Annotated in this window: 17 protein-coding genes; 3 read left to right on the forward strand and 14 right to left on the reverse strand. The window is 35.8% G+C overall.

Annotated elements, in window-relative coordinates; translation table 11 throughout:
• Positions 1-183: 183 nt before the first annotated feature.
• A complete protein-coding gene (pbp4b, locus tag MKX67_RS17225; RefSeq protein ID WP_342489285.1) occupies positions 184-1,530 on the reverse strand; it encodes a penicillin binding protein PBP4B in 1,347 nt (448 codons plus the stop codon).
• A 131-nt stretch (positions 1,531-1,661) separates the two neighbouring features.
• Between pbp4b and MKX67_RS17230 the strand changes: the two genes are divergently transcribed.
• The gene (locus MKX67_RS17230) at positions 1,662-1,976 is read left to right on the forward strand and encodes a hypothetical protein (protein WP_095372285.1); all 315 of its coding nucleotides are present in this window, start codon (positions 1,662-1,664) and stop codon (positions 1,974-1,976) included.
• Positions 1,977-2,015: 39 nt separating this feature from the next.
• Here the strand turns inward: MKX67_RS17230 and MKX67_RS17235 are convergent, their stop codons facing one another.
• The 8 genes from MKX67_RS17235 to MKX67_RS17270 all read right to left on the reverse strand — a co-directional run bounded on the left by MKX67_RS17235 (position 2,016) and on the right by MKX67_RS17270 (position 9,277).
• Positions 2,016-2,528 carry a molybdenum cofactor biosynthesis protein B gene (locus tag MKX67_RS17235; RefSeq protein ID WP_095372284.1) on the reverse strand — a complete coding sequence of 171 codons (513 nt, stop codon included), beginning with the start codon at positions 2,526-2,528 and terminating at the stop codon, positions 2,016-2,018.
• A 9-nt stretch (positions 2,529-2,537) separates the two neighbouring features.
• On the reverse strand, positions 2,538-3,371 hold the full coding sequence (locus MKX67_RS17240; RefSeq protein ID WP_095372283.1) for an EcsC family protein: 834 nt from the start codon (positions 3,369-3,371) through the stop codon (positions 2,538-2,540).
• Between the two features lie 340 nt (positions 3,372-3,711).
• The gene (locus MKX67_RS17245) at positions 3,712-4,899 is read right to left on the reverse strand and encodes an acetate kinase (RefSeq protein WP_342488492.1); all 1,188 of its coding nucleotides are present in this window, start codon (positions 4,897-4,899) and stop codon (positions 3,712-3,714) included.
• A gap of 284 nt (positions 4,900-5,183) precedes the next feature.
• Positions 5,184-6,173: a class I SAM-dependent methyltransferase gene (locus MKX67_RS17250; protein ID WP_095372281.1), complete on the reverse strand. Its 990-nt coding sequence runs from the start codon at positions 6,171-6,173 to the stop codon at positions 5,184-5,186.
• A gap of 272 nt (positions 6,174-6,445) precedes the next feature.
• Positions 6,446-6,946 (reverse strand): thiol peroxidase, encoded by a 501-nt coding sequence (gene tpx, locus MKX67_RS17255; protein WP_095372280.1) that lies wholly within the window; start codon positions 6,944-6,946, stop codon positions 6,446-6,448.
• A 181-nt stretch (positions 6,947-7,127) separates the two neighbouring features.
• The gene (gene ytfJ / locus MKX67_RS17260) at positions 7,128-7,583 is read right to left on the reverse strand and encodes a GerW family sporulation protein (RefSeq protein WP_095372279.1); all 456 of its coding nucleotides are present in this window, start codon (positions 7,581-7,583) and stop codon (positions 7,128-7,130) included.
• Between the two features lie 20 nt (positions 7,584-7,603).
• Positions 7,604-8,299, reverse strand: a complete 696-nt coding sequence (locus tag MKX67_RS17265) for a DUF2953 domain-containing protein (protein ID WP_095372278.1) — start codon at positions 8,297-8,299, stop codon at positions 7,604-7,606.
• A 588-nt stretch (positions 8,300-8,887) separates the two neighbouring features.
• Positions 8,888-9,277: a hypothetical protein gene (locus tag MKX67_RS17270; protein WP_307319567.1), complete on the reverse strand. Its 390-nt coding sequence runs from the start codon at positions 9,275-9,277 to the stop codon at positions 8,888-8,890.
• Between the two features lie 234 nt (positions 9,278-9,511).
• Between MKX67_RS17270 and MKX67_RS17275 the strand changes: the two genes are divergently transcribed.
• Entirely contained in the window at positions 9,512-9,943 is a 432-nt protein-coding gene (locus MKX67_RS17275; protein ID WP_307319564.1) for a GNAT family N-acetyltransferase, read from the forward strand.
• A gap of 168 nt (positions 9,944-10,111) precedes the next feature.
• Here MKX67_RS17275 and MKX67_RS17280 read toward each other — a convergent pair whose 3' ends face one another.
• Positions 10,112-10,537: an RDD family protein gene (locus MKX67_RS17280; RefSeq protein ID WP_342489286.1), complete on the reverse strand. Its 426-nt coding sequence runs from the start codon at positions 10,535-10,537 to the stop codon at positions 10,112-10,114.
• A 113-nt stretch (positions 10,538-10,650) separates the two neighbouring features.
• Positions 10,651-11,661, reverse strand: coding sequence for a signal peptide peptidase SppA (gene sppA, locus MKX67_RS17285; RefSeq protein WP_307316836.1), 1,011 nt, complete (start codon positions 11,659-11,661; stop codon positions 10,651-10,653).
• Positions 11,662-11,833: 172 nt separating this feature from the next.
• Here sppA and MKX67_RS17290 point away from each other — a divergent pair, with 172 nt between their 5' ends.
• Positions 11,834-12,631, forward strand: coding sequence for an NAD kinase (locus MKX67_RS17290; RefSeq protein ID WP_322910341.1), 798 nt, complete (start codon positions 11,834-11,836; stop codon positions 12,629-12,631).
• Positions 12,632-12,859: 228 nt separating this feature from the next.
• On the opposite strand, the gene rarD is transcribed toward MKX67_RS17290, so the two are convergent.
• The 3 genes from rarD to MKX67_RS17305 form a co-directional block, all read right to left on the reverse strand.
• On the reverse strand, positions 12,860-13,789 hold the full coding sequence (gene rarD / locus MKX67_RS17295) for an EamA family transporter RarD (RefSeq protein WP_342488494.1): 930 nt from the start codon (positions 13,787-13,789) through the stop codon (positions 12,860-12,862).
• Between the two features lie 76 nt (positions 13,790-13,865).
• A complete protein-coding gene (locus MKX67_RS17300; RefSeq protein WP_342488495.1) occupies positions 13,866-15,455 on the reverse strand; it encodes an amidohydrolase in 1,590 nt (529 codons plus the stop codon).
• A 113-nt stretch (positions 15,456-15,568) separates the two neighbouring features.
• Positions 15,569-17,155 carry an acyl--CoA ligase gene (locus MKX67_RS17305; protein ID WP_328198111.1) on the reverse strand — a complete coding sequence of 529 codons (1,587 nt, stop codon included), beginning with the start codon at positions 17,153-17,155 and terminating at the stop codon, positions 15,569-15,571.
• Between the last annotated feature and the right edge of the window lie 81 nt (positions 17,156-17,236).

Consider the following 17,236-nt stretch of genomic DNA (forward strand, 5'->3'; position numbering starts at 1 on the left):
CTATAAAATATCCACAAATGCATAAATCCACATAAATATCCGTCCAACCGAAACAAGTGAAAGTGTAGAGAAGAGCAAAATTTCCAGCATATATTGCAAACCATTATAAAAAAAGATAAAAGCCTTATTGGCTTTTATCTTAGTTTCCTTACTCTTGTTTTTATTTATTTATAGCAATGATTGCTAAGAGATTATCGCCTTATAAATAAGGTCTATCACTTTCCCATAATTACTAATAACTGACTGATCGCCGGCAAAAACATTTGGATTCTTATAAGGATCGATTACATGTGAGTGTCTTTTATTTGTTAGTAAACATATGCCAAGTTGATTTTCCTTATCAATAACAGTCATCGTTCCTGTCCAGCCTGTATGACCAAGGACAGTGCTCGGTGCACTTTCACTAAAAAATTGATGCATATGATCGTCACTATTTATCCTCCAACCTAATGCAAAAGAAGAGTCAGGCGACGAAGGGGTTGTAAACTGATTGATGGTTGACTGATTAAAAAGTTCAAGATTCCCGTAGCCACCTCCATTTAACATCACTTGTAATAATACAGCCATTTCCCTCCCAGTAGAAAATAGGCCCGCGTGTCCTGATACACCTGCCATGCTATAAAACGCCTTTTCATCATGGACTTCTCCTTGTAATGTATGCTTCCTTATATGGGGAAAGGAAATAGCACCATCTCTTGTATTACCAAATAACTCAGTTGCGGCAAATTCATTTTGGCTTTCTCCTTTTTGTAGAGGGTTATACTTAGTATGAATAAGGCCAAGGGGTTTATATATTTCCTTTTCAACATAATCGTCTAATGATACACCTGTCACTTCTTCAATAATTATCCCTAATAACATATAATCAATATCACTATATATTTGTGCTGTATGGGGCGGATGCTTCAGTGGTGTAGCTATGACCATCTTTTTAGTTAACTCTCTATCTTGAGAATATAACACGCCCGCTTTTTTTGGATCGTGATAGTGAATACTGCTCGGTAGTCCAGCAGTATGCTGCAACAGATCGGTTACTGTTATCTTTGCTTTTCCTTTTATCTCGTCGTTATCACGATCTTTAAATGCTGGTAAATAATATTGGACAGATTGCTTCAAGTCAACCTTCCCTTGGGAAACTAACTGTTGCATAGCAAAATTTGTACTGAACATTTTTGTATTTGATGCGAGGTCAAAAATCGTTGTTGTTTTCATTTTTATTGGTTGCGGCAATACGGAATGCCCATCATATCGTTTGGCGAATCCATACGCTGAATCCTTAATGATTTTTCCATCCTTAATGATTACTAAAACAGCACCAGGAAAACCACGGGATATTTCCGTTGTTATACATTCATCAACGACTTTTAAACGCTCACTACTGATACCCACATCTTCTGGCAGCCCAATTTGTAATTTTGTATAATAGTTTTTTTTTGCTTGCATGGTGTTTGTATTCGATTTAGCATTAGAGGGGGATGGAGAAAGGCAAAGCAGAATAAATAGAAGAATCCAAACGATATTTTTCAACACTTGCCATTCCTTTCTCATTATAATTACTTTACTATATTCACTTGGCCAAGCAAACGGAAGGGTATATAGCTATGATTTGAAAAAGAAGATACACTTATAAATAATATAAATATTAGCAGAGGGGGCAAACAATGCATCAGCATTTTACGTTTAACCAAAGATTATCTATCGATTTACCGACTATAAAAAAGGATTGGGAGGCATTTTCATCTATTGAGCAACAACAAATTTTAGTTCATTGGGAAACCATTCGAGGGAAAATTCCAGACCGTATAAAAAGTATAGAAGTCTTGATTAATAGGAAACAAGAAGAGCTCTCTAATGAAAGCGACTTTGAAACTTCTTGTAAACTCAATCACGAAATCGCCGAATTAGCCTCACAAATTAATGAATTATGGCTTTGGTTCCGAACAGGTCAAGATGTAACACTTAAAGGTCACTATTAATGAATAGGCCCGAACGTAAATGGTTCGGACTCATTCTCATTAAAATAAATCTTTACGCAATTCTTTCACGACATGACTGATCTCAGGTAATATCAATTTATTCATCGCTAATTTGACAGCACCAGAGGATCCAGGTGTACAAAACACCGCTTTATGCTTAATCACACCTGCTATTGCTCTGGACATAATGGCACTAGAACCGATATCCTCTGTATAACTCAGCATACGAAATAACTCACCGAAGCCGTCAATCTCTTTATCAAACAAACGTTGCACCGTTTCAATGGTGACATCACGTAGAGCAATGCCAGTACCACCATTCGTTAATATAATATCAACATCCTCTTGGTTATATCCAGCTCGTACACTTTGTTCAATTGCGACACTTTCGTCTTTGACAATTTCATAGGCATTGACTTTATGACCCGCTCGTTCAAGTAATGCGATCATTAATTGCCCACTTTTATCTGTTTCCTCATCTCTTGTATCACTTACTGTGATAACTTTACAGCCAACAGTTAACGAATCTTTCTTATGTTCCGTTACGCTCATCGTTTACAATCACCCTGACTTATTTAATAGATAGCGATACTGATAATACTTATGAGCAAAGTCCGTTACATTTCTCGTTAATTGGTAATTAGTACCCGCTCCTATTGCCATACTAATGACTGGTATTCCTTGTAACGTTTTTTTTCTAAGTAAAACAATCGCTACTGCTTTAAACATTTGTTTCATCGGTTGTTCTAACCATGTAATATCTGTTAATTCTTCTTTTCCCTCATAAAAATATAAATCGTCATGCTGCTCTAGGTCATTCATTAAGTCCTCCCAAGCTTCTCCTTGGATTCTCCTTGGTAAGGTAGCTGCATGAAAGACTTTTAATGAACTCATCATTTCAAATGGTGTATTGACTTCGACACCATAAGTCATGGCAATTAACTGCACGACTCTTAAATTAATGACAGCCATTGCCGGAATATCACTCCCTAGCATCATAAGCCCGCCAGTTCCTGTTGCACCACCTTGTGCTAAAGAATACATTCGATGCCTAGCAATTTGCTGTTTAGCTATGTATGATAATTGATCAATCGTCAAAGCATTCATATCATGTAATGTATCAATATCTTTTTGAAAAATCCTCCCTGAAGACAGAATTCTTTCTTTTGCATCAAGCTGTAATTGTGATCCTTGAATGAGTGCATGTAAATGAAACATCCAACTATCCATCATAGAAAACACTTGCTTTTGAACATTCTCTGGTAATAATGCAAAAGAGTATTCTAAATAATGTTCATATGAACGCTCGATATCATTCGCTTCGTAGCTATATAATTGATTTTCCCATTCACGGATTTCGTTAAGTACCATTTGTTCACGTGCAGATAATGGCATCTCCTTATCCTCCATTCGCTACTATATTTTGTTAATAGTATAGCAAATTAACTGATAATAAGCACGTTGCTCTTATGATCAAAACTTACTATTCTTTTTACTAATACCATTATTTGTTTATGACTATAAGATTCTTTAGTGAATGATCGCTGTTAGTCAGACGAATAAGATTTTCTAGGCTAAGAAGGCGATTTTCTAATGGTAAATAGAGAACCATCCTGTGCAATCTTTCATCGTTTACTCTCTGTTTATATAAAATGATATTTCCTTACCCATTTGCTTATAAAAAAATAAAAACCGACTCCACCAAAAAGGCGAGTCGGAGCAAATGTTAATTCCATTATGATATTAATTCAATCGTATCTCTTGCAATCATTACTTCTTCGTTTGTAGGAATGATGATGACTTTTACCGGACTATGCGGATAATTTATAAACGCCTCACGACCCCGGACTTTATTAAGAGCAGGGTCCCAATAAACACCCATAAACTCTAGTCCCCTTAATACTCTTTCTCTTACAACGTCACTGTTTTCACCGATACCTGCAGTAAAGATTATAGCATCGACACCATACATTTTCGCTGCATATGAACCGATATATTTGTGAATATGGTTTGCGAATATTTCTAATGCTAATTCAGCTCGATCATTGCCCTCTTCCGCTGCCATCTCAATATCTCTTAAATCACTTGAAAAACCAGTAACACCAAGCATGCCACTTTGTTTATTTAATACATCTAACACTTCATCTGCTGACTTTTCGGTTTTTTGCATGATAAAGGGAATGAGGGCAGGGTCAATATCTCCTGATCTTGTTCCCATAGTTACGCCAGCTAATGGCGTAAAGCCCATGGATGTATCGATAGATTTTCCACCTTCAATCGCTGCAATACTCGCACCATTACCTAAGTGGCAAGAAATTAATCGTAATTGCTCAAGTGGTCTCCCTAACAATTCAGCTGCCCGTTCCGATACATATTTATGTGACGTTCCGTGGAATCCATACTTTCTTATACCATACTCAGTATAATAACTATACGGCAGACTGTATAAATAAGAGCTTTCCGGCATTGATTGATGGAAGGCTGTATCAAAAACCGCTACTGCTGGAACATCTGGTAAGACACGTTTGAATGCTAAAATCCCCGTTAAATTTGCAGGATTATGTAGCGGAGCTAAATCCGATAGTTTACTGATTTTATCTATCACTTCATCTGTAATCAACACAGATTGCGAAAAATCTTCTCCACCGTGGACCACACGATGACCTACACCAACGATTTCATCAAGTTCAGCAATAATTTCATGTGCTGTTAACTCATTTAAAAGCAATTGCACAGCTACTTCATGATTGGGAATCTCTAGTTCTTTTGTTCTTTTTTCACCTTTCACTACTATTGTAAAAACCGCATGTGCTAATCCAATTCTTTCTACTATTCCTTTTGTAATTACTTTTTCTTCTGGCATATCGAATAATTGAAATTTCAAAGAAGAACTACCTGCATTAATGGCAATAATTTTTGTCAAATGATTCACTTCCTTATATCTAATATCTCCTACCCTATTTATAAAATCATCGTTTATTGATTGAATTATATCTCATCAAAAATTCATTTAAACATGAGATTCATCATATTTCAAGAAATAATAACAGGAAATAGAAAATAGTTAAATTCGGAATATTGTATTACATAAAAATAAGACTTCATTATTACATGTCTGAATAATTATAATCGTATACTAATGAAGTTTATAATCTGCAAAAATGAAAAAGGACCTCGGTATTTTTTACCGAAATCCTTTCATCATCATTAGGAACCTTTGTTTTCTCTAATCCAATTACTCACTTTTGTTAAGACACGATCAACGTCATCTGCTTTTGACAAGGATGGCAAATTAACAAGTAATGATTCTTTTGGAGGTTTGACAGCTTCACCTTTTTTCTGAAGGATAAATATACTTTTAGCTGCTTGTTCATTTTTGAATAAATTCAATGGTAAATGTAATAAACCTTGAATAATTGCGTACTTCTTCAAAAAGTCATGTAACTTTGGTGCTTGTGGACTTTCAAACAGACCGTTAGGAATTAATAAGAACAGAAATCCGCCCTCTTTTACATGTTTAAAGCTTTGTTCTATAAATAAGTGATGGGCATAAGCATGACCTTCATCAGCTTTAAGCTCATAATCTTGCGCGCGTAAATCGTTTGGATAATAGCCAACTGGTAAATCACTTACAACCACATCTACTTCATTAATGAATAATGGCTCTAAGCTATCTTGATTGTAGAAGCGGATAGGATGCTCCTGCCAGTTCGCATTCACATAAGCAAGTTTAATTAAGAGATCATCAATTTCCACACCTGTTGCTTCTACCATTTTACCAGATTGTGCATTCATCACTGTTGTGATGAGGTTACCGGTTCCAACCGCTGGATCTAATAAGGAGAAAGAAGATTGATCAATAAACTTATTAACTAAATAACCCATTAACAATCCAATAGAATCTGGTGTCATTTGATGGTTAGGTTGAACATTTTCTTTCATGCCTTTAAGAATAGCCAGTTGAAATCCCTTTCTTAAATCTTCTTTTTCAAATTTACTTATATGAAAGGATTCATAACTTTTCTCAAGACGCTTAGTTGTCAGTTCGCTTAGTTCCTCTTGAAGTATTGCTCCTTGAAATACATTTTCTCCCGTTTCTGCTAATGCCTCAAGATATGTAACATTTAATTCTTCCTTCAATAACTCAGCCGTTTCATTTAATAATGTAAACACTTCTTCCACCGGCAAAACTTTCATTGTTCATCATCGCTCCCGTTCCTATACTCTATCTCCTTATTGTACCTAGCTTTATAACCATTCACAAGTAATGAAGTTTATTTCATATTTTCTAACAAATTGATTTCAATAAAAAACGAAGTAAAACATATCATGTATAGCTTTTTACTGGGGGAGAGGTGTAAAGAGACAACTGATAGGACAACGAATTGGTGAGAGAAGGATTGTACTAAAAAGCACAAGCAACTTCTGAAAATGATTCAGAAACTGCTCGTGCTTATTATTTATCCTACTTACTTTGCTGATTTTGCTGCTTCAATTGCCGCTTCATAGTTTGGATGATCTGTTCCTTCTCCAACATATTCTACATAAACCACCTGGTCATTAGAATCTACAACAAATACCGAACGAGCTAACAAACGAAGCTCTTGCATTACAACACCATACGCTTCACCAAAAGATAAATCTCTATGATCTGAAAGAGTTTGCACATTTTCTAATCCGGAAGCAGCACACCAGCGTTTTTGAGCAAATGGAAGGTCCACACTAACGGTTAATACCTCTACATTATCTAGTCCAGATGCTTCTTCATTAAACTTTCTTGTTTGTGCATCACAAACGCCTGTATCAACTGAAGGAACCACACTAATTAAACGGATCTTCCCTTTTGTATTAGCTAGAGTAACTTCAGATAAATCATTGGCTAAGACAGAGAACTGAGGCGCCTGATCCCCAACTTTCACTTCACTTCCTAGCAGTGTAACAGGATTCCCTTTAAATGTAACTGATGCCATCATTACTTCCTCCTTTATTTATAAGTATGTACGTTTAAATGATAGCTTTTCAGAATCTTTTTTGCAATTGAAATGAATCCAATGAAAAAAAAGACAGGCACAAAGAAAAATCCGAACGATTCAAACCTCCTACAGTCGAATTTGAATATTGTTCAGATTTTTAATTGAGAAACATATTTGTTTAAAAGTCTAGATTATTTTTCTCATGATGCTCTTTCTCATTAGATGATTCTTCTTTATGGTCCTTTTTATTAAATAAATGTTGGATTTTATCTACTGCTTGAGGTGCTAAATCTAAGATCTTTTCATATAGATGAGTGCTCTCATCTAAGTGAACCATTTTTACTTCATGAGAGTTAACGATAAGAAATGCGATTGGTGTGATAGAAACACCTCCACCGCTACCTCCACCAAAAGGATGACCCTTGGATTCACCATTATTGCTATCTTTTTTGCTTGCATCCATCATAAACTCCGAGCCTCCAGCAGCAAAACCAAAGCCCACTTTTGAAACTGTAATAATCACACTGCCATCGGGTGTTTCTACTGGGTCACCAATTATCGTATTTACATCTACCATTTCTTTCAGGTTTTCCATTGCAGTTGTCATCAAGCCTTGTATTGGATGATCAGACATTCTCAATCGCCCCTTCTCATCTAGTATGTTTTAGGTTTATCACCTGATAAAACAGAAAGCTGACTCGTCTTAAAATGAGCTTTGCCACCTTTCCAAAATTTAATCAGTTTAAATCCTGCAAGCATAGCATGCCCGATACGAAATTGAATCATACATATAAAAGAGGTTTGGGCAACCGCAAATTGAAACTGTGGAGAAATAGCAATATCCGGTCTTGTCTTTAATTTCATATAATGGCTTAACACACCAATTATACTTCCTTTCACAGACCAAAACCCACCAGTTAAGACACCCGTTACCGCTGCATTACCTACACCAATAACTGTATGCCAACGCAGCTGACGAACAATGACCTTACTCATGAAATGACGAATAATATGATACAGAGAAACAACATGCTTTAAGAGCTCATCCATATCCTTAAAACTATTTAACAAATCTTCTGCAGTTATATTCTTCGAGTCCTCTTTCGTCTCTCCTCCTGATGCTGTTTTTTCTTCCTTTATTTTAATTTCAGCATTTTGCGGGTCAACTTCCATCAAAGGTATATCAATTGTATACTTAAGCCATTTCCAAAATTTTAACTTTATACTGAGGTGACTTTGTTTATCATAATGATAAAAGTGAACAGTAATGGAGAGTTTTGAAAATAATATAACTAAAATAAGAAGTAAAAATAAAAGAATAAGACCAGCAATTATGATGAACCAAACCATATGAGCACCCCTGCCTTTCAAGCAATTAGTATGGTCATTTTTACCTTTTGTTAAACTTTCCTAAATTAACATCTGCAAATTTTATTGCTCATTTGGTACCAATTAGCTTCGCAAAAGGTTAACTCTACTTTCTTCTATGATTATTCTTATAGACCACTTTGGGTTGGTACAGCACCTGATACAGGTATTAAAATAATTAACATAGTAAAAAATTCAACAAGAGTTAATTATCAACTAAAACATGATGTAGGAATACCTTTCGGAGATGCCCTTTCACCAGATATTACTTACATATTAAGCCACAGTATTTAAAAATAGTAGTTACAATATAACCGGTCAACATGATCAAGCTCCGTCCCATGAAATGTATATTTTTATACCAAACTCTGATGTTTCTAATAGAATTCATGCTTTTGCAAATAAAGGGTTCAAGTATTTATGGCCATATGAACCAAATCACAGGTTTAATTCAACATATTAACAATAATAACGATAAAAAAAGAAAAAGCCTTATTACATTAATTAGTAAAAAGGCTTTTTCTTTTTGAAAAACAATTACTACCCTTGGTGTAGAAATATACCATGATCTTATTTTTTAAAGCTTTTACTATTTATAGTCCTCAAGATTTCGTCAACAATAAAGAATAAAACTGATATCATTATTGAAAATAAGGTGAAAAACCATAATAAAAAAAAAGGGATAATTCCTAATAGAAGATGGAACGCAAAAGTAAAGAAAAAACGTGCTTCTTTAGATTTCTTTAATATTTTTTCTATGACAATCGATAAAGGTAAACCATAAAGAAAAATTCCAGCTCCAATATAAATAGAGTAAATTATAAAGTCATCAAAAAAATTGAAAAAATCGCGTGGTTCATTATTTTCACCTAATAAAATATCAATCGGAACAAATAGAGTAATTATTAAGGTAGATATAAAAAATGTTAATAGTGAGGTGACTAATTTTCTTTTTATCATTCTTTCACACTCCTTCAAAAAGATAATTATAGCACTAATGGATATTATTGGTTATTTTTTATGGTGTAAAAAGGGAAAATACAAAAAAAGAAGCATTACAAAAAGCATTTGAAGGAATGAAAGCCCACCTTTATTGAGTAAGATAATTTCACGAGTAAGCAGGTTAATTCAACAAGGATTTCTCTGAAATTATATGGAATATATTATTGATTTGATTTTAGGGGGGAGAAACAAATGGAGATTAGAAAAGCAACTTCAAATGATATAAAAGAATTAGCATCATTAATGGAACAACTTGGTTATCAGACCTCAATAGAGCAAATGAGGGTTAGGTTTAATAATATTGAAGCTACTACAAACCATTATACTTTAGTTGCAATCTATAAAGAAAAAATTGTTGGAATGGTTGGATTTCATACTGGTGTCCTTTATAACAAAGATGGTATATACGCTCGTGTAATTGCTTTTGTAGTGGATTCCAAATTTAGAAATAAAGGAATAGGAAGGCGTTTATTAACTGAAGCCGAAAGCATTGCAATAAATTCAGGTGCTGATGGGATTGGTTTAAATAGTGGAAATCGTACAGAACGAGATAATGCACATCAATTTTATAAAAATATGGGATATGAAGCAAAAAGCATAGGATTTGTAAAGGCTCTTATTTAACTAACTAACGGAGCTTTAGTTAAATAGCCCCATATTGGTCTTGCCCCTGTCAAGTAGACAATATAAAAAGCTAAGCAGTGAGCTTGGGTTAATTACATACACTGATTATTTCACATAACAAAAAAGCCATCCCTTAAAGGAATGACTTTTATATGCCTAGCTATTCAATTATCTCTCATGGACAACTGTTGTATCAGCAAACAGGTCATGTATGCCCTTCTTTTTTGGATGAAAGGCAACGACAAGGTAAGGAAGCATCATCACTGTACCTGAAATGAAGCGACCAATCCACTCTCTAAAAAGAATCGTTCCCCAGGAAAGCTTGCCTCCGTCTATTTGAATGACTCTTAAACCGAATACCATTTTTCCTAAAGTTTGCCCGAGGTATTTCGTCATAAGAACAAAATACAAATAGAAGGTCAACGCGGTTGCAATGGCGACAGCAGAAAAGTAAGATGAGTTATTTAAAGAAACATCTAACGCTCTAAAAACAGGGTAAGTAAGGATACCATTAATGCTACCAATAATGATCCAATCTAATAAATACGCCCAAAACCTCATCCAAAACCCCGCTAACCGATATTCTTCAGTCATTGTTATCAATTGCCCAGGTTGTTCGGAAAGCACCGCTTCTTCAGAACCTTCTTGTTGGAACAATTCCTTATTTTTTGGTTCGTCTTGATTATGCATCCTAAAGCGCCTCCTTTCTATTCAGCATATAAATACATTAGGCGTGGGGAATTCGGCTGTGTAAGAAGCTTCATTACACCTTCCATTTGCAGATCATTCCCAGCAACTTTATTTGCTGCTACACTAAGAAATGAGCCAAAACCAACATTATCGCTATATTGAATAACAGCAGCGTCTTCTAAGCCCACATCGTTTTTCATCTCATTAATAACATCTTCTGCATAGCCTAACCCGTCAATCAATTGATTATCTAATGCTTGGCGACCATCATAGATACGACCATCTGCTAGTTCACGGACTTGATTTTCTGACATCTCTCGCCCAGAAGCAATCACTTCTACGAATCCTTGATAAGCATTATCTATCATATCTTGTAAAATATTTTGTTCTTCTTTAGTCATTTCTCTCGTTTGACTCATAATATCTTTAAATTCGCCACTTTTAATTGTATTAAATTCAATGCCTATCTTATCTGCAAGCTCAGTAATATTCACCCCTTGCATGATGACACCTAATGATCCTGTCATTGTATCTGCACTAGCGAAGATTTTTTCCGCCGGAGCTGAAATATAATACCCACCAGACGCAGCCATAGAACCCATAGAAATATACACAGGTTTATTCGCCTCTTCTTGAATTTCAACAATTTTATCGTGAATTTGCGCACTCTCAACAACGCCCCCACCTGGTGTATTCACTTTTATTACAACACCTTTAACAGTGGAATCATCTTTCACATGGTTTAATAATTTCATAAAACGATTGTGGTTATATGTAGAAGTTGCTAATAATGAGCCACTCTCACCCGTATCCTGAATCGTCCCATTTAAATTTAATACAGCAATTTTATTTAAAGAGTCTCCTGTTTCGATCATTTCTTCAGTAAAAGAATCTTCGCCTGTGGCCATCAAGTTTGAAAAGGTATCTTCAAAATTCGTTGACGCCAAGTTAGACATGAAATTAATTCCTACCGAAAAAACAAATAAAACAGCAGCAATTCCCAAAGCAGCCCATCTCTTTGCTGTCATTCCATCATTCCTCCTTTGAATTATACATCATCTTCCCATAGAATAAGAATGGAGAAGAGTAGGTTATCTCTTCTTATGATAGCAAAAAATGTCACTTCTTCAAATCATAAGCACCTTTATTCATTCTATCTTTCCAACACATTTTTTATGAAACATTAAAGGAGGTTTTTTCATGCATCAACGACTTTTATATTTCTACCATAAACAAGACGCCGAAACACTTGTAATTGTTGAAAATTTAAAACAACAAGCAACCCATCATGGATTCACTATAGTAACAGATCCGAGAGAAGCGACCATTATTGTTAGTATTGGAGAAGATGGGGCTTTCTTACAAGCAGTAAGAAAAACGGGATTCCGTGATGATTGTCTATACGCTGGAATTTCGACACATGGGCCATTAGGTATTTACTGTGACTTCCAATTAAATGAGCCTTCGAAAATGCTAGAAGCAGCACAAAACGAAAATATAGAAGTCCGTAAATATCCCACAATCCAAGTTACAGTTGATGGTGAAACCTCATTTCAGTGTTTAAATGAATTCTCCATCCGTTCTAGTATTATCAAAACATTAGTGATGGAAATCTATATTGATGGTCAATTATTTGAAACATTCCGTGGAGATGGAATGATTGTTTCCACTCCTACTGGTAGTACCGCTTATAATAAATCTGTCAACGGTGCAATTGTAGACCCCATGCTACCTTGTCTACAAGTAAGCGAGCTTGCCTCTTTAAATAATAATAAATATCGCACACTAGGTTCTTCATTTATTTTAGGAGAGCAAAGAACCTTAACATTAAAGATTACACACGAGGGAAATGATCACCCTATCATGGGGATGGATAATGAAGCGTTAAGTATCCAGCATGTAGATGAAATAAAAATCACCTTAAGTCCACACAGTATAAAAACCGTTAAGCTAAAAGACAACTCCTTTTGGGAAAAAGTGAAGAGAACCTTTTTATAAGAATTGTCAGGACAACAAATAAACGCTATGTAATAAGTGTTTGAATCGAATGGTAATATCGAAATGAAAAGCCGTTGAAATTTTATAATCTTAAAATTTCAACGGCTTTATTCAAAATGGTATACACAATAGTTAAGTTTGCATCCACCAACTTAAGTGACCTTTATTTAAGAAAATTGCCGATATCTAAGGAAAAGATATTAGACAAAGGTGATATCAGCCGAATCTTCACATTCCTATTTGTTTTCCTCTGGCTATTTTACTTTCCCATAATAAAACCCACTTTGTACGGGATAAAGAATAGATAGTCAGCGAAATCCATATAAACAAAAAGGATAAGAAATGTGCTTTGGAGAAATATTCACCATATACAAACACACCTAAAATAAGCATGATTGTTGGCGCAATGTATTGTAAAAACCCTACCATTGAAAGGGGTATTCTTTGGACCCCGTTAGCAAAAAGGAGTAATGGTACGGCTGTTGCTACTCCAGCACCTATTAACAATAAATCTAAACCTACATTTTCATTAAACAGCATCTGTCGTTGCTGCACAAACAAATTACCCATATATAGTAAAGCAATGGGTGTAATGACCATCGTTTCAAGTGTAAGACCAATGGCTGCATCTACTTTTACCATTTTTTTCGCTAACCCATACAGTGCGAAGGTTAAAGCAAGTAAAAAGGAAATCCAAGGAAATGAACCATACGAAACTGTTAAGATAATCACACCAATGGCTGCTAGGGCAAAAGAAACATATTGAGAAACAGATAACCGCTCTTTGAATACGACCATCCCTAGTAGTACACTAATCAACGGATTAATATAGTATCCCATACTTGTTTCAATAATTTGTCCATTATTTACAGCCCATATAAAGATAAACCAATTCGCACTTACTAATAGAGAAGCTATAATTAATCCGTACAACTGCTTCTTTGTTTGCCATAGTCCTTTTACAACAATCATAAAAGCACGCAACTTACCTAATAATAGCAATAGAATCAGCATGAAAACAAAGCTCCAAATGACCCGGTTAGCAAGTGTTTCTAAAGCACTAACCCCACCTATCAACTTCCAATAAATCGGCAGTATTCCCCATAACACATACGACAAACCTGCATAAATTACACCTTGCTTAACATCTTGCGCCATTTCCCATCCTCAATTCTTTCCATTATCGAAATAAAATGTATTATACGCCTAAAAGAATGGAATAGACAATAGTTTTTCAACTTTTTGTATAAACAATTTCCTCTGCCACCACAGTCATTTCTATAGAGATGTTGGGAATTTCTTGCACAGGAATGTTAAAGATATCTTCTTTTAAAATCGTAAAATCCGCTACAAACCCCTCTACAATCATCCCACGTTCATGCTCATGACTACATGCATAAGCACTTCCTCTCGTGTATAACCATACCGCCTCATAAGATGAAAGTGTTTGGTTGATATCATAAACGGTTTCACTCGGATCATTCACATTTGTTCTGGTAACTGCTGCATGTATACCTAGCAAAGGGCTTAGTGGTTCAATAGGTGCATCCGATCCACCTGCACATATTACACCCTCTTCTATAAGAGTACGCCAAGCATAGCACCATTTCATATACTCTTCTCCTATTCGATCAATTACCCAAGGAAAGTCAGATGAAACAAAACTCGGTTGAATATCAAGAACTAATGGTTGTTTTTTCGCTCGCTCAATCAGCTCTTCCGTTAATATTTGCGCATGGATGATTCGATCTCTATCTTTAGTATGTTGTGGATGTGCCTCTATTGCAGTTAAGGCCATTTCGAATGCTTGATCGCCAATCGCATGTATGGCAACAGGCATAGAATACGAACGAGCTTTCTCTACTAAGTTATTTAACTCCTCTTGTGTAAATATTGCTACTCCACTTGTTTCCTTATCATCTGCATATGGGTGACTTAATAAAGCAGTTCTTCCGCCAAGTGCTCCATCTGCAAATATTTTCATCGCACCAAATTCAATAAATGGATGTGGAGAAACCGCCTTCGCTTGCTGTTCATCGACCACCTCGTGATGAACGAGTAAGTGCGCTCTAAACGGAAGATTGCCCTCTTTTATCACCTTATTAAAAGTTTGATAGGTCTGTTCAAATCCACCGTAATAATTCAGGTCTTCTGTATGTCCCCCTGTAAGACCTAATCGGTGTGCATCACGAATAGCGGCTTTCATAGCCTTCAGCATATAAGCATCAGTTACTGACGGTATGACAGTTGTAATCAGCTCTTGTGCTTGATCCTTTAATAACCCATTCGGTTGTCCACCCTCATCTTTTTCAATTACACCACCTGAGGGACAGACTGTCGTTTTTGAAATGCCTGCAAGCGCCATTGCCATTGTGTTCACACTAATTGCATGCCTACATACTCGTTTAAGCATAACAGGGTGATCATTTACCCATTTGTCTATATCACTAGCAACGATAGGTTCTGCTTCATCCCAGAGATTCTCATTCCAACCCTCTCCAATAATCCACTCCCCAGGGTTGGCATCTTTACTATATTCTTTTAGAGCTTGTAAGCTCGCTTCTTTTGACGTGAATTGCGATAAATCAAGGCGAATAAGTTTTTCCCCATGACCAATTAAGTGCATATGACTATCAACAAAGCCTGGGAGCATTACACTACCTTTTAAATCCACTAATTTTGTCAACTCATGCTGATAGAGATGTCTCAACTCAGCTTCATTCCCTGTTGCAATAATTCGCCCTTCTCTTGTAAAAACAGCTTCAACATAATCATTTACTGCTTGCATTGTATACACTTTTCCGCCAAACCAAAGTGTTCCCATTCCATTTGACTCCTTTTATTATTTTTCTTCAGTATAACAAAAAAAGCACATTCTTCTATATCACTCAATATAAAAAAGACAGAAGATTTTTATTTTCTTCTGCCTCTTTATATTTAGTTTGCGGTCGTTTTTGAAGCCTCTTGTTTTCGTAACTCTCTTCTCATAATTTTTCCTGAAGTTGTTTTTGGTAAGTCGCTGACAAATTCAATTTTTCGTGGATATTTATAAGGAGCCGTGAGCTCTTTTACATGATGTTGTAAACTTGGAATTAGATTAGCATCATTTTCATCGACGTCGTCTTTTAAAACGATAAAGGCTTTAACTATCAAACCTCTTACTTCATCTGGACTACCTACAACTGCACACTCTTTGACGGATGGATGCTTCACGAGGGCATCTTCAACTTCAAATGGTCCAATAGTATAACCAGAGCTAATGATAATATCATCACCTCGTCCTTCAAACCAGAAATACCCATCTTTATCCATTTTAGCTTTATCCCCTGTAATATAGTAATCCCCACGGAATTGCATGGAAGTTCTTTCTGGATCTTTATAATAATTCTTAAATAATGCTGGCGTATCAACATGAACAGCAATATCCCCTACTTCACCCACTGAACATGGCCTGCCGTCTTCATTAATGATCTCTACTCTGTTCCCTGGTGTTGGTTTACCCATTGAACCTGGTCTTAACCCCATACCTTTCGTGACACCTACAAGCAATGTATTTTCCGTCTGTCCATATCCGTCTCTTACTTCAAGCCCGAAATGTTTTTCAAAAATATCAATGACTTCTCGGTTCAAAGGTTCTCCTGCTGAAACAGCACTATGAAGCTTTGATAAATTATATTGACCAATACGATCTACTTTTGCCATTAAACGATATTCTGTTGGTGTACAGCAAAGCACATTCACTTCATAATCCTGCAAGAGCTGTAAATATTTTTTCGGTTCAAATTTTCCGTTATAAACAAACCCTGTTGCGCCTGATCCTAATACGGAAAGAAATGGGCTCCATATCCATTTTTGCCAACCTGGGCCTGCAGTTGCCCATACGGTATCCCCTTCCTCAATACCAAGCCAATGTGTAGCTGCAGTTCTTAAATGAGCAAATGCCCACCCATGGGTATGAACGACACCCTTTGGGTTGCCAGTTGTTCCCGAAGTATAGGAAAGAAAAGCCATATCGTCTTTCTTCGTTTCTACTATTTTAAACGACTCATTAGCTCTTTCCATTTCTTCATCTAAAGAAATCCACCCTTGCGCATTTCCTCCAATAATGAATTTTGGCAGATTTTCCGCTTCTTTTATCTCGTTGAATTCAGATACATAAGGTGCATAACTAATAATTGCTTTGACATCACCATGGTTAATACGATATTTTAAGTCTTTAGTTTTTAACATTTCTGAGCTAGGGATGACAACCATTCCTGCTTTAAGCGCAGCTAAGTATGTTTGGTAAGCTTCTACAAGACGAGGAATGATTACTAGAACAACATCGCCTTTTTCTAAGCCTTTATCCACGAAAACGTTTCCAATTCTGTTCGCTTTGTTCATTAATTGCTTATATGTAATTTCCTTTTTCTCACCCTGCTCATCTTCCCATTGAATCGCCAGTTTATCACTATTTTGCGCATAGTGCTCAACCTCTGAGACTAAGTTATAAACCTCGGGTGCTAATAAATCCTCTCGTTTCATCCAAAAATCTCTCCTTTTTCTCAAGATCTATGCGGAATTCAAGATGTCACTAATAATTATACTAAATTATTTAAATAATTA

Origin of the sequence: Cytobacillus sp. FSL W7-1323 (assembly GCF_038595015.1) — a bacterium.
GTDB lineage: Bacteria > Bacillota > Bacilli > Bacillales > Cytobacillaceae > Cytobacillus > Cytobacillus kochii.

Bases quoted from the DNA above. Each gene is read 5' to 3' on its own strand.
- MKX67_RS17290 (WP_322910341.1), top strand. From the start codon at position 11,834: ATGCATCAACGACTTTTATATTTCTACCATAAACAAGACGCCGAAACA.
- MKX67_RS17230 (WP_095372285.1), top strand. From the start codon at position 1,662: ATGCATCAGCATTTTACGTTTAACCAAAGATTATCTATCGATTTACCG.
- MKX67_RS17300 (WP_342488495.1), bottom strand. From the start codon at position 15,455: ATGGGAACACTTTGGTTTGGCGGAAAAGTGTATACAATGCAAGCAGTA.
- MKX67_RS17280 (WP_342489286.1), bottom strand. From the start codon at position 10,537: ATGACTGAAGAATATCGGTTAGCGGGGTTTTGGATGAGGTTTTGGGCG.
- sppA (WP_307316836.1), bottom strand. From the start codon at position 11,661: ATGACAGCAAAGAGATGGGCTGCTTTGGGAATTGCTGCTGTTTTATTT.
- ytfJ (WP_095372279.1), bottom strand. From the start codon at position 7,583: ATGTCTGATCATCCAATACAAGGCTTGATGACAACTGCAATGGAAAAC.
- MKX67_RS17235 (WP_095372284.1), bottom strand. From the start codon at position 2,528: ATGAGCGTAACGGAACATAAGAAAGATTCGTTAACTGTTGGCTGTAAA.
- MKX67_RS17250 (WP_095372281.1), bottom strand. From the start codon at position 6,173: ATGAAAGTTTTGCCGGTGGAAGAAGTGTTTACATTATTAAATGAAACG.
- MKX67_RS17270 (WP_307319567.1), bottom strand. From the start codon at position 9,277: ATGATAAAAAGAAAATTAGTCACCTCACTATTAACATTTTTTATATCT.
- MKX67_RS17305 (WP_328198111.1), bottom strand. From the start codon at position 17,155: ATGAAACGAGAGGATTTATTAGCACCCGAGGTTTATAACTTAGTCTCA.
- rarD (WP_342488494.1), bottom strand. From the start codon at position 13,789: ATGGCGCAAGATGTTAAGCAAGGTGTAATTTATGCAGGTTTGTCGTAT.
- MKX67_RS17275 (WP_307319564.1), top strand. From the start codon at position 9,512: ATGGAGATTAGAAAAGCAACTTCAAATGATATAAAAGAATTAGCATCA.
- tpx (WP_095372280.1), bottom strand. From the start codon at position 6,946: ATGGCATCAGTTACATTTAAAGGGAATCCTGTTACACTGCTAGGAAGT.
- MKX67_RS17240 (WP_095372283.1), bottom strand. From the start codon at position 3,371: ATGCCATTATCTGCACGTGAACAAATGGTACTTAACGAAATCCGTGAA.
- MKX67_RS17265 (WP_095372278.1), bottom strand. From the start codon at position 8,299: ATGGTTTGGTTCATCATAATTGCTGGTCTTATTCTTTTATTTTTACTT.